The sequence below is a fragment of the Borreliella lanei genome (assembly GCF_014205895.1).
Classification (GTDB): Bacteria; Spirochaetota; Spirochaetia; order Borreliales; family Borreliaceae; genus Borreliella; species Borreliella lanei.
The window spans coordinates 65,113-80,953 of record NZ_JACHFC010000002.1; the positions used below are offsets into that span (position 1 = coordinate 65,113).

Annotated in this window: 18 protein-coding genes; all 18 read right to left on the bottom strand. The window is 31.2% G+C overall.

Annotation, left to right across the window (positions count from 1 at the left end; genetic code table 11):
- Positions 1-7: 7 nt before the first annotated feature.
- Genes HNQ06_RS02490 through flgD form a run of 18 tightly spaced genes read right to left on the bottom strand, consistent with a single transcriptional unit; the run spans position 8 to position 15,829 of the window.
- The gene (locus tag HNQ06_RS02490; protein WP_184107383.1) at positions 8-1,912 is read right to left on the bottom strand and encodes a FapA family protein; all 1,905 of its coding nucleotides are present in this window, start codon (positions 1,910-1,912) and stop codon (positions 8-10) included.
- A gap of 2 nt (positions 1,913-1,914) precedes the next feature.
- Entirely contained in the window at positions 1,915-2,394 is a 480-nt protein-coding gene (locus HNQ06_RS02495; RefSeq protein ID WP_184107384.1) for a hypothetical protein, read from the bottom strand.
- Between the two features lie 6 nt (positions 2,395-2,400).
- Positions 2,401-3,288, bottom strand: a complete 888-nt coding sequence (locus tag HNQ06_RS02500; RefSeq protein ID WP_002556868.1) for a MinD/ParA family protein — start codon at positions 3,286-3,288, stop codon at positions 2,401-2,403.
- An 11-nt stretch (positions 3,289-3,299) separates the two neighbouring features.
- Entirely contained in the window at positions 3,300-4,466 is a 1,167-nt protein-coding gene (gene flhF / locus HNQ06_RS02505) for a flagellar biosynthesis GTPase FlhF (RefSeq protein ID WP_014023517.1), read from the bottom strand.
- Between the two features lie 3 nt (positions 4,467-4,469).
- Positions 4,470-6,563 carry a flagellar biosynthesis protein FlhA gene (gene flhA / locus HNQ06_RS02510; RefSeq protein ID WP_184107385.1) on the bottom strand — a complete coding sequence of 698 codons (2,094 nt, stop codon included), beginning with the start codon at positions 6,561-6,563 and terminating at the stop codon, positions 4,470-4,472.
- An 8-nt stretch (positions 6,564-6,571) separates the two neighbouring features.
- Positions 6,572-7,690 carry a flagellar biosynthesis protein FlhB gene (gene flhB, locus HNQ06_RS02515; protein WP_184107386.1) on the bottom strand — a complete coding sequence of 373 codons (1,119 nt, stop codon included), beginning with the start codon at positions 7,688-7,690 and terminating at the stop codon, positions 6,572-6,574.
- Entirely contained in the window at positions 7,690-8,478 is a 789-nt protein-coding gene (gene fliR / locus HNQ06_RS02520; RefSeq protein WP_184107387.1) for a flagellar biosynthetic protein FliR, read from the bottom strand. Before fliR ends, flhB begins: the two co-directional genes overlap by 1 nt.
- A 32-nt stretch (positions 8,479-8,510) precedes the next feature.
- Complete coding sequence (fliQ, locus tag HNQ06_RS02525; RefSeq protein WP_002556873.1) at positions 8,511-8,774, bottom strand: flagellar biosynthesis protein FliQ; 264 nt, start codon at positions 8,772-8,774, stop codon at positions 8,511-8,513.
- 8 nt (positions 8,775-8,782) lie between these two features.
- Positions 8,783-9,547: a flagellar type III secretion system pore protein FliP gene (gene fliP / locus HNQ06_RS02530; protein WP_184107388.1), complete on the bottom strand. Its 765-nt coding sequence runs from the start codon at positions 9,545-9,547 to the stop codon at positions 8,783-8,785.
- 10 nt (positions 9,548-9,557) lie between these two features.
- Positions 9,558-10,184, bottom strand: a complete 627-nt coding sequence (locus HNQ06_RS02535; RefSeq protein ID WP_184107389.1) for a flagella biosynthesis regulatory protein FliZ — start codon at positions 10,182-10,184, stop codon at positions 9,558-9,560.
- On the bottom strand, positions 10,177-10,518 hold the full coding sequence (gene fliN / locus HNQ06_RS02540; protein WP_014023523.1) for a flagellar motor switch protein FliN: 342 nt from the start codon (positions 10,516-10,518) through the stop codon (positions 10,177-10,179). The genes HNQ06_RS02535 and fliN overlap by 8 nt, the downstream gene beginning before the upstream one ends.
- Before the next feature lie 46 nt (positions 10,519-10,564).
- Positions 10,565-11,623: a flagellar motor switch protein FliM gene (gene fliM / locus HNQ06_RS02545; protein ID WP_002656446.1), complete on the bottom strand. Its 1,059-nt coding sequence runs from the start codon at positions 11,621-11,623 to the stop codon at positions 10,565-10,567.
- Positions 11,624-11,660: 37 nt separating this feature from the next.
- A complete protein-coding gene (gene fliL, locus HNQ06_RS02550; RefSeq protein WP_002556878.1) occupies positions 11,661-12,197 on the bottom strand; it encodes a flagellar basal body-associated protein FliL in 537 nt (178 codons plus the stop codon).
- A gap of 48 nt (positions 12,198-12,245) precedes the next feature.
- Positions 12,246-13,028: a flagellar motor protein MotB gene (gene motB / locus HNQ06_RS02555; protein WP_184107390.1), complete on the bottom strand. Its 783-nt coding sequence runs from the start codon at positions 13,026-13,028 to the stop codon at positions 12,246-12,248.
- A complete protein-coding gene (locus HNQ06_RS02560; protein WP_184107391.1) occupies positions 13,028-13,810 on the bottom strand; it encodes a motility protein A in 783 nt (260 codons plus the stop codon). The genes motB and HNQ06_RS02560 overlap by 1 nt, the downstream gene beginning before the upstream one ends.
- Entirely contained in the window at positions 13,807-14,031 is a 225-nt protein-coding gene (locus HNQ06_RS02565; RefSeq protein WP_184107392.1) for a flagellar FlbD family protein, read from the bottom strand. Before HNQ06_RS02565 ends, HNQ06_RS02560 begins: the two co-directional genes overlap by 4 nt.
- A 21-nt stretch (positions 14,032-14,052) precedes the next feature.
- Positions 14,053-15,381: a flagellar hook protein FlgE gene (gene flgE, locus HNQ06_RS02570; protein ID WP_002660579.1), complete on the bottom strand. Its 1,329-nt coding sequence runs from the start codon at positions 15,379-15,381 to the stop codon at positions 14,053-14,055.
- 4 nt (positions 15,382-15,385) lie between these two features.
- Entirely contained in the window at positions 15,386-15,829 is a 444-nt protein-coding gene (gene flgD, locus HNQ06_RS02575; RefSeq protein WP_184107393.1) for a flagellar hook assembly protein FlgD, read from the bottom strand.
- Positions 15,830-15,841: the final 12 nt, after the last annotated feature.

Here is a 15,841-nt window from a genome sequence, read left to right on the forward strand (position 1 = left end):
AGATCATTCACCTAGACTTAAAAGGAATATAGGTCATAACTTTAATATAATTATCATCCTCTATAAAAGTGACGTTGTTATAATCTTTTGAAAGCTCATAAAAAGCATTCTTAATATAAAGCTTAACGCCCGAACAAGCTATATTTTCAACAGAAACTTTACCCTCTATCTTAGTATTTTCAAGCTCATTTTGCAAATCAATTCGCTTGGCCTCTATCATTTTTATTTCCATTCTAAGAATTTTACTCTCATTAACAAATTCATTGTAACTATCAATCTTTAGGGATTTTTCCGACTTATCTGTAATAAGCACAATATTCTTTTTTAAAGCAACAATATCTTTAGTTAAAACTTCTAATCGCTTTTCAATTTTTTCAAGATGACTAGTAAACCTAGTTAGTAAATCTTTAATTTCAGGATCATAGCCAACATCAATGCAAGTTTCACAACTTCTATCAGAGCCTATAGAATAAGCCCTAACCTCTTCTTTTGCACAAACATTAGAACCAACTATTTTTGATTTTTTGCCGATACAAAGAACTCTCTTTTTAGAAGAAACTGAAGAATTCACAATACCTCTTAAAACTTCAACTTCCCCACCACAATTTAAAGTAACATTTTCTAAAAACTTAGCCCTAACATTGCCCCGTGCATAAATTTTAGAATCGCCCTTACCATTCACACCACTATGAAAAATAATAGACCCATCCGTTTTTAAATTGCACCGACCTACCAATCCTTTCACTTCTATTCCACTTTTAGCCATAATATTGTATCCATCTAAAACATTGCCTTGTACAAGAACCATTCCATTATTTATTATATCCCCAGTAGCAGGGCCAACATCACCTTTGACTAAATAAATATTATGAACAGATATTACACCATCTGAAACAGACATATACCCATTGCATTTTGCCCGAATTTTATAACCATCTCTAAAAGTATTCTCACCCAAAATAAAATTAATGTCCTGTCCACTCTCTGATTTTAACACTTTGCCAAAAACGGTATAACCATCTACACCTTTGCTAAAAGGAATAATTCTGGCCAATTCTTCACCTTCAATTACATTTCTAAATCCTATGCTTGAAACCTCATACTCACCAAGCCTATTATTTTCATCAACAATAAAATCAATATAAGAATCCTTGCCCTTTACTGGCTCTAGCCCTCTTGCAAGTTCAACAGGCTCGCCATAAACAGGATAATCCACAAATTTTGTTACTTTATCCTTAAGTATTGCAATATCTATTACTCCATATTTTCTAAGGATATTGAAAATATCTTGTGCAAAAATTTCAGCTCCATTAATTCCAGGCGCGGTAAATTCAATGGTAACTGACATTGAATTTTCTGATATTTGAACCATCATTGTAACATTTTCAGAAGGATCAGATTCAAAATCAGCAATTTTTTCATAATATCCACTAGCATTCTCAACTATACCTTTCACAATGTCTTTGTTGAAATTTTCAATATTGCTATGTAATTCTAATTTAAAAATAACATCTTGATACTTAATAGGAATTCCTTGTCCTTTTGGTGAGATAACTTTTAGGAATACACCTTTTGAAGATTTCCTGATAAAAAATTCGCCATCTGATGAAATCGCCTCTTCTTCTCCTGAATCATTTTTTGAATCAAGAGACACTTTAGGCTTGCTAGAAGAATTCCTATAGGCAACTATTTTCCATTTTTTCTTCCCATATCCCAATATACCATTACTGCCTTTTAACAAAATCTCATAGTCTAATTCTTTATAAGGCACCGAAAGCTCCAAAGAAGCGTCATTTAAGGCTTCTTCAAGAGTATCTGCTTCTATTTCCATCAAATCAATATGACTTTCTCTTTCCAAGTAAGATCGCATTTTATCACAAAGTTCAGAAAAATTTATAGCCCTGTCATCCATATTTATTCCTTCTTGCTCATTAAAGTTTTAATAGCATCTGCAACAACTTTTGGATCATTATCTTCAATAAATGACATTTTTTTATTTTTGTTACTCCCCCTACTCATGTCTTCTGTATCAAATTTATACTTTTTAATCTCTTCTATAAGATCAACACTACCACTGCTATTTTGAGAATTCTCATAAAGAGAATTTTTATTTTGAAAAGCAAGATTCTCTTTAAAATCCTTATCACTCTTCTTATCATCTTGAAACTTATTTTCCATATCTTTAGACAATTCTGTTGAAAAAAGATTCGATAAATATTTCTTATAGATATACTCAATTAAAAGTCCAATAACAAAAAAAAATACAAACTGTAATAAAGATCTCATTAAGATTGTAAAAAATGATAAACCACAAAACAAGCCTAAAGCGGCTGAAATAAACAGTGCTGACACACTAGCTAATAAAATATACTTTAATTCCCTGCTTGCAAACATAATGTCTTATTCCACACCAAAAAACCTTAATATAAAACCTATAACCCCTCTTCTTTTTCTGTTATCTAGAGAAACCTCCTCAAGGGTGGCAACAATAGAATCAAGACAATAGCTGGCTTTGCTATTTGGATTTACCAAAACAAAAGGCTTTTGCTTAAAAACAGAGCTTCTAATGTTTTGATCCTCATAAATATGACCCAAATAATCAATATTTAAATTCAAAAATTGCCCCGAAATATCTATAACCTTTTTAGCAACTCCCTTAGCCTCGCTAACATTAGCTACTCTATTAACAATAAGTCTTAAATTTTTTAAATTCTCCATCTTATAAGACAAAACCTTTATTATTCCATAAGCATCGGTAATCGACGTAGGTTCTGGAGTAGTAACAATAACAACATCGTCACTAGAAAGTAAAAACGAAATAACTTGCCTTGAAATTCCAGCACTAGTATCTATTACAACTATATCATATTCATATATTTTTAATAATTCTTTGATAAATTTATTAACATCAACATCAGAGAGATCTAAAAGCTCCATTGTACCAGAAGCACCGGCTAAAAGATCAATATTGTACTCGGTCTTTGTTATTACTTCTCTGATATCACGACTTTGAGCAATCATATGATATATACTATACTTGGGAATAACTCCAAGCAAAATATTAACATTAGCCATTCCAATATCAGCATCAAGTATTAATACCTTTTTGCCAAGCTCAGAATATTTAAGAGCAAGTCCAATTGCAATATTGCTTTTACCAACACCACCTTTACCACTACTAACAGCAATAAATCTTGTTTTACTATTTTGAACTTTCTCATCAACTGAAAAATTAAATTTACCATTTAATCTCATCATATCTCTTAAACTTTGAGCTTGATCTTCCATTATAACTTTCCTTAATAATAAGATTTACTTTTTATCTTCTTAATAAACTCTGAATCATCGCTTATTCTGTAGCCATTTATTCTTCTAATAAAAGTAAGTGGTTCTGCAACGCTGATATTATGAGGAACAATTTGCCCATCCGTAACATAAGAAACTACTTTCTTCATTTCATAAATCAAACTTATCAAATTTCCAACACAAGTGGTTTCATCCACTTTGGTAAAAATCACAGTTTTATAATTAAAAGGAGAGAATTGGTGAAATATTTCTTTGACATCTGATGTTTTTGTGGTAGAGCTGACAGCTAAATGAAATTCGGCATCTCTTCCACAAGCATTAAGAAGTTCCTTCATCTCAGCAAGCTTCATGAAATCTTTAGGACTTTTGCCAATTGTATCAACAAGTATAAGATCGAAATCCTTTGAATCAGTAATTTCATCTTTTAAATCTTTAAAAGACTCAATTGCTCTAACCGGAATACCCATAATATCACCATAAGTTTGAATTTGTTTTTTAGCTCCAATACGATAATTATCAATAGTAATAATTTTAATATTTAAACTCTTAGATTCTCCATTAATACCATAAATTGCTGCAAGTTTTGCAATCGTAGTAGTCTTTCCAACACCTGTTGGGCCAACTAAAATAAAAACCCTTTTCTTAAGATTATCAATAATAGATCCTGAACATTTAATTGTCTTTGCAATATATAAAACAACATCCTCTCTAACCCTCTCATAATCATCAAGATCTGACAAACTAAATTCTCTCTTAATAAACTCATTAATGTCTTTAATATAGTTTTCAGAAAAATCATTTTCTCTTAAAATATCTTCGATTTTTGTAATTGTTGGATGATTAATATTTTCTTTTTTATGAGCAAGCTCTGTTTTAAGAGACTTAACTTCTTTAAGCACATCTTCAATTGAAGAATTTTCTTCTCTTTTAATACTTTGAAGAATCTTTCGCTTTTCATCTTCAACATTAATCTGTTGATTACCAATGTCATATCTAACATAACCTGAAACTTCAACCCAATCTTTGCTAAATAAACCTAAAATTCCTCCATGGGGAACGGTTTTATAAGTCATAACCCTAGCATTTTTGCCATATTTTTTCTTAATTATCTCTATGACTTCATTATAAGTTGGACCTTTTTCTGTAAAATACTGAACCATATATTATTCTTCAACCTCTACTGTTTTAAGAACATTAACTTTAATATTTTGGGGAACTTCTAAAACAGACATAACAACAAGATCTGGAATCTCTCTACTTGTTATCACTTTTATTATAGGTCTTGACGATTCGCTTGAGAGAACAACTGGATAAAACCCTTCTGCTTGAACTTCGTTTACAACTTTGAAAAGTTCATAAATAAATTTGGTTTTTAAATTAGGATCAATTGAACTTATAAGATCGTGATTAGATTCTACACGAGAATCAATTATTATTTGCTCAAAACTGGGGCTTAAAGTTATTACATTAAGCTCAGAATTCAAATCTAAATACCCACTAGTTATTTGCCTTCCAACTGCTTGCCTACATTTTTCAATCAAGAAAAATATATCCTTAGTAATACTTGTGAAATCTGCAATTGTTTCAAAAATTGTAACCAAATTGCGAATTGAAACCTGCTCTTTTAAAAGACCCTGTAAAACTCTTTGTATCTCACCAACTGAAAAATTCTTAAGGACCTCTTCAACAATAGCTCCATAATCTTTTTTAAAAACATCAAGGGTATTTTGAACATCTTGACGAGTCAAAATTTCGTAAGAATGTCTTTTAATAAGTTCTGTCATATGAGTAGCAATAATTGAAGGGGGATCTACAACAGTATATCCTAATTTTTCAGCAGTTTCTCGACCATCATCATTTACCCAAAGAGAAGGAAGTCCAAATGAAGGATCTTTAACAAGATCTCCTTCTATTCCAGAATCAATTCCAACATTTATCACCAAAAATTTGCCAAGCTTAATATCGCCTCGCCCAACTTCAACTCCTCTTAGCTTAAAAGAATAAGCATTGGGCTCAAGCCGCATATTATCAACTATTCTAATCTTAGGCACAACTATTCCAAATTCAAATGCAATCTCACGCCTTATCTTAACAATACGATCAAGTAGTTCAGAGGTTTTTGTATCATCAACTATTGGAACAAGATTATATCCAATCTCAAGAGCTAGAGGATCAAGCGGAACAACAGGGGCAACATCTTTGTCTGAATAAATTGACGCTTGCTCTTCTTCAAGTTTCATTTTTTTATCTATTTCTTCTTTATGTCTTATTCCTGAAAGAGAGTAAGCTAAAAATGCAATTAACAAACTTAAAAACATAAGAATTAAAGTTGGAAATCCAGGAAGAAAAGCTAAAAAAAACAAAAACCCAGAAACAATCCAATAAATTCCTAAATGATTTGTGAATTGCTCAAAAATCTCGCCACCAAAACTATTTTTTGAAATCGACCTAGTAACAATCAAGCCTGTAGCCGTTGAAATTAAAAGAGATGGCAATTGAGACACAAGCCCATCACCAACTGTCAATGAAACATAATTATTAAGGGCTTCGTTAAAGTTAAGACCCTGCAAAGTTATTCCTACTAACAAACCACCAAGAATATTAATAAGGGTTATTAAAAATCCAACCTTAACATTTCCTGATACAAATTTAGAAGCTCCATCCATTGCTCCATAAAAATTTACTTCTGATTGTAAATCATTTTTTTGCCTTGTAGCCTCTTCTTCTGTCAAATTTCCAGAACTGTAAGCAGAATCAATAGCCATTTGTTTACCAGGAAGTGCATCAAGAGCAAACCGAGCTGCAACTTCAGCTACCCTTGTTGCTCCCTTGGTAATTACAATAAATTGAACAGCAATGATTATTATAAATATTATAAATCCAATAACAAGTCCTTGAATTCCAGAACTACCCACAACAAATGTTCCAAATGTTCTTATCATTTGTCCATCAAAATTTATACCTTTAGTTAAAATTAACCTAGTAGAAGAAATATTAAGAACGAGTCCAAAAATAGTCATCACAAGCAGCAATGTGGGGAAAACAGAGAAATCCAGAGATCTCTTAGAATAAAGAACAATTAAAATAATTAAAAGACTTATTACTAAATTAACCGTAATCAAAATATCCAAAATAACTGCAGGAAGAGGCAAAATAAATCCAGCAACAACAAATATCAAACCGACCGAAATTATTAAATCAGACTTATTATTAAGCCCCAAATACCCTAATATAGAATTTTTCGTAGCATCCAACAATAGAACCTCTAATTAAACTTTTTAGTAATAGAATATACTCTCACAAGAATTTTTGAGACAATCTCCCAATATTCTCTTGGAATCTCTTCGTTAACCTTAACATTAGCATAAAGAGCTCTTGCAAGCAGCTTATTTTCCATTAAAGGAACATTATTTTCTCTTGCAATCTTTTTAATTGTGAGAGCTATTTCATCTTGACCTTTTGCAAGCACCCTTGGAGCTAACATTGTTTCGCTATCCCACTTAATAGCAACTGCAAAATGTTCTGGATTTGTAATTACTACATCTGCTTGGGGAATAGCTACTCTTAAATTGGTACTTAAAATAACCCTCATTCTCTCTTTTATTCTAGATCGAAGTAAAGGATCACCTTCCATTTCCTTTCTTTCCTGCTTTACCTCTTCTTTTGTCATTTTCAAGCTCTCAATGTACTGAGATCTTTGAAACAAATAATCAAACACCCCTACAATTGCCAAAAACATTACTGAGAAAAAACATATCTTATAGGCAAGCACTAACACAATAGAAATCCCAGACTGAAGTGTATACTCCGAAAGTTTAGAAATTTTGCCTATATTGTTTTCTATAATAAAATAATATATCAAGCATATTATAACAACTTTTAACAAACTTTTAAACAAATTGAAAAAAGCCCCTGCTGAAAAAAAAGAATTTTTTGCCCATCTGGAAAAATTAAAACTAATTTTATCCCACCTTGGCTCCAAAGATTTAAAAGTCATAAAAAAGCCTACTTGAATAATATTAACAAAAAAATTAACAGCCAAGGATGCAAAAAAAAACAAAACGACATAACCTATGATAGATCTAATATATGCAAAACCCATAGCATAAACACTCATACGCATAACTTCAGGAAGCTTGCTGGTCTGCTCTTTAAAAACAGCTACTAAATCTAAAGCAAAATAAGAAAGCATAAAAAAAAACAATGCAAATAACAATAAAAGACTAACAGCGGTATTAATTTCAACAGACTTTAATACCCGTCCTTCTTCTCTTGCTTTTTGCTTTTTCTGGTCAGTAGGTAATTCGGTTCTTCCTTCATCATCTGCAGAAAAAAAATCAAGGGGAATATACCAACTTTTAATCAAAAATTCATCTTTTATCATTATTTTAAAACTCTAGAAAACAATTTTAAAAAACTAGCAAGAGAATCTAATGCAAGTTCAATAACTCTTTTTGAAGATATTGCTAAGCTTGGAAATCCAATATACAAAATTAACAACCCTAAAAATAGCGAGGTTGAAAAACTAATTATTAATAAATTAATCTGAGGCGATGACTTTGAAAGTATTCCCAATACTAGATAAAAAAGTAAAAGTAAAGACAATATTGGAAACGAAATTAATAAAGCTTTTTCAAAAAGAAATCCAAAAGACAGAAGCAAAAGCTTAACAAATTCTGAATTTCTCATATTGACTAAATGTTCAACCCTAATGTTCAAAACAGAATCGTGTATGCCAACAACAAAAAAACGAAGTAAAAAATCACTTGATAAGAACAAAAGCAAAAACAAATAAGCAAAAATTTGTGAAATAATCATGCTATCTTCTTCTGAAAAAACATCAAAAATATTTGCATAAGCAAGCCCAATTTGATTAGAAAAGAAAAATCCAACTAAATGAAAAACATTAAAAATTATATTAACAAAAAATGCCTGAATAAGGCCCAAAATAGCTTCTCCTAATAAAATTAACGTAAAAGAAAGCATATTGTCTAAAGGGTAGATAATTTTAATCTTTTCAACAATAATTACGGAGAGAATCAAAGAAAAGAAAAAATTAAAATATCCAATTTTTATTGTTGAAAAAAATGGAGAAAATTTTAAAAACATAAAAATTCTAACCAACACGGGTAAAATTGTAAAAGATTTTAAAACCAAAAAACTTAAATTCAAAATTTCATCCCAATAGCACAATTAGTCATAAATTAAACATTTTGCAATTGACTAAAAATCATATAGGTAAACTGCATAAGCTTATTCAAAATCCAAGGACCAAAAATAACAATGGTTAAAAGTATAACAATAATCTTTGGAATAAAACTCAAAGTTTGATCTTGAATTGAAGTAATAGCTTGAAAAATTGAAATCAAAAGCCCAACTATAAGAGCTATAATCAACATTGGAGCTGATAAAATAATAATGTTTTCAATAGAGATTCTAATTAAATAAAGAATGTGTCCTGCAGTCATATATAACCTTACATAAAACTTTTAATAAGACCACTAGTAATTAAGGTCCAGCCATCTACCATTACAAAAAGAATAAGCTTAAAGGGCAAAGATATCATTACAGGGGGCAACATTATCATACCCATAGCCATTAAAACAGAAGCAACAATAATATCTAAAACTATAAAAGGCAAAAATATTAAAATTCCCATCTTGAAAGCCACTTTAAGCTCATGCAAAATAAAAGCTGCAATTAAAACATGAGTTGGCACTTCGCTAAAATTTTTTGGTCGGTCATAATTACTCATACTCATAAATAATCTAATCTCTTCATGACGCCCATCAGACATCTGCTTATACATAAAAATTCTAAGGGGAGCAATTCCCTTGTTGTAAAATTCATCAAAATTTATTTTTGACTCTTTAAGGGGCAAATAAGCTTGTTCATATATAGAATTAAAAGTTGGCCACATGGTAAAAATGGTTAAAAATAAAGCCAATCCCATTACTATCTGAGTAGGAGGAGATTGTTGAAGAGATAAAGCACGCCTAATAAAATCCAAAACTATAGATATTCGCAAAAACGAAGTCATTAAAACTAAAAACGCTGGAGAAAGAGTAATAATGGTTAATAGAATCAAAAGCTGCAAAGAAAAAGCTATCTCTGAACCACCAATATTGTCAAAATTTAAAAATGGAAAATTGAGACCATTAGTAGTCTGCAAAGATTTTGTTTGAGAAAAAGATAAATTTGTTACACTAAAAAATAAAAAAAAATTAAAACACTTTCTCAAAATAAACCCTCTAAAATTTTTTTAATCTATCTTGTTTATCCTTAAGCGAAGTCTCAATTTTCTTCTCAAGTTTAACATAATCATTCCCAGAAAAAGGAATCTCTTCTTTTTTGAGCAACATCTTCTTAAAAATTGATTGAAAAGAATCTTTCTTAGCAGAATAATTAATTTTGCTAAGCCTGAGTTTTAAATCTTCCAGTTCTTCTTCAGATTTAATCTCTTTGAGTAAAATAGAAGAATTGCTAGAAACTAAAAATATGTAAACATTGTCTAATATGTTTATGATTCTTATTGAGTTTTTAACATCTATCTCGTAAAAAACAAGCTCCTTAATTAAATTAGAGTTTTGTTCATATTTGCTTTTTTTTGAATAAAAAATTAATTTTTTTAATAATAAAAAGATAAAAAAAGCAATAAGTAAAAATAAAACTATCTTAACCAAATCTGAAATATTAAAAAGAGAAACTGGCTGAGCACTATCATTGCTAGCAAGATCTGCCTTATCCTCTTCAAAGATTGGCAAGTTAGATTCATTCTCTAAATCGGCAGATATTGAATTCATCTGCTCTTGTGAATTAGCATATGTAAAAAAATTAGAAAACGCTAAAAAAACCAAAAATAAAAATTTATTATTCATTTTTAGTTTTAATTATCTCAGTAATTCTAACTCCAAAATTTTCATCAATTACAACTACTTCTCCCCTGGCAACTATTTTACCGTTTACTAAAATATCTACAGGCTCGCCGGCAAGCTTATCAAGAGTAATAATAGTCCCCTCAGACATGCCAAGTATGTCTTTTATTTTGCGCTCTGTTCTTCCAAGCTCTACAGTAAGCTGCATAGATACATCCATTAAAAGCCCAAAATTACTAGGATCAACTCCTTCCGGCAAAGTGTCAATTAAATCGGGAAGCTTAACTCCCTTTATTTCTGGCTTTTCTCCATTATCGCTTTTTTCATCTACACTCATAATTTAACCTCTTAATAATTTAAGTTTTAATAAATAAAATAACTTATCACTCAACCTCTTCTGTAAGCTCTTTTAATAAATCAAAACCTTTTATATCTCCAATTTTTTCTGTAATTTGTACTGAAACTTTATTTCCCATTAAACCCATTCTACATTTAAACTTTTCTTTGGTACCAACTTTCAAAGTTAAATCTTTATTTATTAAAGAAGATTCAAGATTCAAAACATCACCTTTGTCAAGCGATAAAATTTCTCTTACTTTAAGTTTAACTTCCCCTATTTCTGCTACCAAAGGCATAGCTGTATTTTCCAACTTTTCACGCAAAGCATCAAGATTCTCGCTGGTAGTTCCAACCCCAATCAAAGAATGCCAATATCTTGTTGATAATTTTGAAACAATAGGTTCTATAGTAATATAGGGCAAACAAAAATTCATAAGCCCCTCTACTTTTCCTATTTTAACTTCAAGAGTTACTAAAATAATCATTTCTGTAGGAGGAACTATTTGGGCAAACTGTGGATTGACCTCAATATGACCAAATCTTGGTCTTAAATCAACCACCTGAGACCAAGCCTCTCTCATATTAGCAAGTATACGAATAATAACACTTTCCATAACAGACTGCTCAATTTCTGTTAAATCTCTACTTTTATCTTTAATCGTGTCTCCATCTCCCCCAAAAAGCCTATCTACTATAGCAAATGCTATTGTTGGATCAACTTCAAAAATAGCAGATCCTTTAAGAGGGTCCATATTTATTATCGCTAAAGTTGTGGGATTGGGTATTGACCTAATAAACTCTTCATAAGTTAATTGGTCAACTGAAGCCACATGAACATGAACCATTTTTCTTAAAAGAGCAGAAAGTGAGGTTGTAGTATACCTAGCAAATGCCTCATGAAAACTTGAAACTGTCCTAACCTGCTCTTTTGAAAATTTATCTGGCCTTTTAAAGTCATAAACCTTAACTTTTTGCTTTTTGCCTGTAGGACTAGATATAACATTAGAAAGGGATTCGTCTAAGGATAAACTTTCAGACGAATTGATAGACTCTAAAAGACTATCTATATCATCTTGAGATAAAGCTCCTGGATTGTTTGCCATTTAAAATTCCTTTAAATTTAAAATTCTTTTAAATTTATTACATATCAAAAATATCAATTTGGGTTAATGCTATTTCTTTTATTTCTCCATTTCTAAGAATACTATTAATTCTTGCCTTAATTTCTGCTTTTATTTGACTTTCATTCTTTATTTCTTGACCAGTTCTTTGGCTAAAATATTCTCTAATAATATCTTTTAAGCGCACTTTTTGTCTTCCAAGCTCATTAAGAATATTAACATTATTTTCTGCATACCCTAAAGCAAGCTTTACAACAAAAGTTTTTGGAGGAACATCTAAAGTGTTGCCTCTAATCTCATCTATACTTTCATACCATATAAGCATAGGTGGTTTTCCTAAATATTCATTAGAAAAAACCGGAAAATCGCTAGGAGCTCCACTTTGGCTTACCACCATTTTAGACACAAAATAAGAAACAATTATCATTATTGCAACAGTAAATATTCCTATTGCAAGTATCTGTAAAATTTTTATTATAATATCAGGCAATAAACCACCTTTTCTGCTAACATTGGAATCCCCCATATCTAAATTTTCATCGTCCTTATTAGGCATAATAAAATTCCTCCTATTAATTTCTTCTTTACAGTTAAAAAGAATTACTTACTGCTTAATTTCCTTAGGGAAACTTAAAGATGCATCCGTAGTAACTAATATATCAATCCTTCTATTATAAGCTCTGCCCTCAGGGGTATCGTCTGTTGCAATAGGCCTACTTCCACCAAAACCAGATACTTCAAAATTATTTTCAATGCTTTTAACATCAGATTGATCTAAATAGTTCAAAATATGTTCTAGCATATTAACAGATCTAGCGACCGAAAGTTCCCAATTGCTTTTCCAAGGTCCATTTACATCAGTATCAATATTGTCTGTATGCCCTTCTATTTTAAAATTATAGCCTTTAGAGCTTAAAACGCCAATAAAAGATGCTATTTTTTGAATAGAATCTCTATTCTCTTCAAGCTTAACATCTGCACTAGCAGAATCAAAAAATGCATCTGCTGCAAGAGATATCACAATACCTCTTTCTTCTTGTCTAACTACAATATTTTTAGACTGAATCTTCTCAATAAATTCAATCATAGATTTATTTTTAGCAGTCTGAGATGCTTGTTTATTGCGCACAGTAGAAGGCAAAGACATAAAACTATTACTCAAATAAGATAATTTACTAAAATCTAAAGTTTTACCACCCTTAAAAAATCCCGCACCTGTGAAAGAAGCAGACATTATTCTTATCACATTTTCCTGAAAAATAATATCATTTAATGAAAACATTGTAACAAAAAACACAAGCAGTAAAGTAACCATGTCTCCATAAGTCAACATATAATCTGGAGATCCTTCATCACATTTTGAAGGTTTCTTAATTCGCAAAGCCATTATTCACCACCAATACTACTACTAAGCTGACTTCGATCTTTGGGGGTTAAAAACGTCATTAATTTTTGCTCTAAAATTCTAGGATTATCTCCAGACTGAATTGATAAAACACCCTCAATTATCATTGTCTTTACTGCAGCCTCCTCAGAATCAATTTTTTCCAACTTAAGCTGGACAGGAGTAAACATTAAATTTGCCATTATAGTTCCATAAAGAGTTGTAATAAGAGCAACAGCCATAGAAGAACCAAGCGCAGATTTATCCTCTAGATTGCCAAGAAGAGCTACAAGCCCAATAAGAGTACCCGTCATGCCAAAAGCTGGAGCAAGCTTTGCCCAAGTTTTAAAAAGATCTGAACCAACCTTATGCCTTTCTTGCATTTGATCTAGCTCTAAATAAAGCATAGTTCTAATTATCTCAGGATCTGCACCATCAACAACAAGCCTCATTCCTGACTTAAAAAATGGATCATTAATTTGTTCAAGTTCATCATCAAGAGATAAAAGACCTTCTTTTCTAGCTTTTTCTGAAAGCTCTACTAATATTTTTATAATAGAAACCTTAGCATATGAATTTCTTCTAAAGAAAAATCCCAAATACGTTGGAATTTTTTTTACAGCAACAACTTCTGAAGAAGCCATAAGAGCAGAAAAAGATCCAACAACAGTAATAAAAACAGAACTTAAATCCCAAAAAACACCAAGCCCTGTGGGAGTAAATGCCATAGAAATTAAAATAGCCCCAAATCCAACTCCCCACCCAATTATACTAGCTAAATTCATAATTCAACGCCCCCATTTCCTTCTCCCAAAATTTTTTCAAAAGAAGCAACTTCTTTCCTATACAACTTAATCCTATTGACCACCTCTTCAACTTTTTCTTTCACAATTAACTTCTTACCGTTCATAAGAAGAATTGTAGTATCAGGATTAGACTCAATACTTTCAATATGATAAGGATTTAAATAATATCCATCACCATTAAGCTTAGATACAAAAATCATATGCTAAAAAACAATATTAGATTAATTTTTCAATCTTACAAGTTCTTGCAATAATTGATCAGAAGTGGTAATAGTTTTGGCATTTGCCTGAAATCCCCTTTGGGTCACTATCATATCTGTAAACTGCTCTGCAAGATCAACATTAGCCATTTCTAAAACACCAGATCTAATATCACCAAGTCCAGCAAGTCCAGTTTCGCCTATTCTAACTTGACCCGAATTGCTTGTTTCTACAAAATTAGTATCGCCTGATTTTGCAAGTCCTCCAGGATTCATAAAAGAAGCAAGAGCAATCTTGCCAAGATCTCGTCTTATTCCATTTGAATAAATACCAACTATAACACCATTTTGATCAATTTCATAATTTTCCATATATCCCATACCATATCCATCTTGAATAATGGCCTTTGTGCTACTAGAATCAGCAAACTGAGTAATTGAATCGGTATAGCTTCCAACTGTTCCCAATTTTAAATTTACAGTTTGCTGCTCACCAACCTCACCTACATTTGCGCCTAAAACATTAAATGTTATAGGAATTTGAAGAATATCTCCTTTTTGACCTGGTTGACCATTTAAAGAAGCTAATGCTCCTTCATTGTCAAACCCAAGTGTAAAATTTGAATTTTGCTCGCCATTTATTAACACTGTTGCATTCCATAAATTAGGAGTATTTAGATCTTTTACAACCCTAAGTTCAAGAACACTAACATTCCCAAAACTGTCATACAATGACTTATTGACAACCCAAGTTCCACGTGCAATATCCGCAGGACTTGCACCTTCTTGAATTAAGGGCAATCTTTTATCAAGATTACAAGCAAAAGTAACATTTTTAGTAGACTTTGCTCCCTCTTTATCTCCAATAGGAATAATCAGATCCTCAATATCAGAAGCTGTATTGATAACCTTTTCACCTTCTAAATCTCTTGCCATCCAACCTTGAATTCGCATTCCATTTGCAGGATTTACAAGATGTCTATCAGAGTCCACATCAAAAGCACCGGCTCTTGTATAAAACAAATTTTTACCTTCTTTTAAAATAAAAAATCCATTGCCACTAACCCCAAGATCAGATGCTTTTTGAGTGCTTTGAAAAGCTCCTTGCGTGTGAATAGTGTCAATTGAGGCAACATTCATACCTAATCCAACTTGCTTTGGATTAGTCCCACCACGAGCATCAGTAGGGCGAGAAGCTCCAGAAATAGACTGCGATATCATATCCTGAAAATTTACTCTTCCCTTTTTAAAGCCAATTGTATTTACATTAGCGATATTGTTACCAACAACATCCATTCTTGTTTGATGATTCTGAAGCCCAGAAACACCAGAATATAAAGACCTCATCATATAATTACTCCTCCAAACCTACTGATAATATGTTTTTATACACATAATAATTACCATTAACCATAACTTGAGGTATTGCGCCTGTCTTAATGTTTGTAACACGACCTTCAACAATCTCTCCATCACCATGTTGAAATTTAATTACTTTACCTAATAAATCCAAATCTTTTCTTATTCCTAAAGAAGATGAAAGCTTTTCAAATGACTTACTCATATTAGTCATTTGCTCAAGAGCCGAAAATTGCGCCATTTGAGCAATAAATTCTTTATCCTTCATTGGATTTGTAGGATCTTGATACCTAAGTTGAGTAATGAGTAACTTTAAAAAATCATCCTTGCCAAGATTAACCTTATTAGATATATTCTCAACATTAAAATCGGTTTTTTTTTTAACTTTACTACTAATATTTAAATTAGAAACATTTTCAACACCGTTCACTTTATTCATTTAACTCCACCC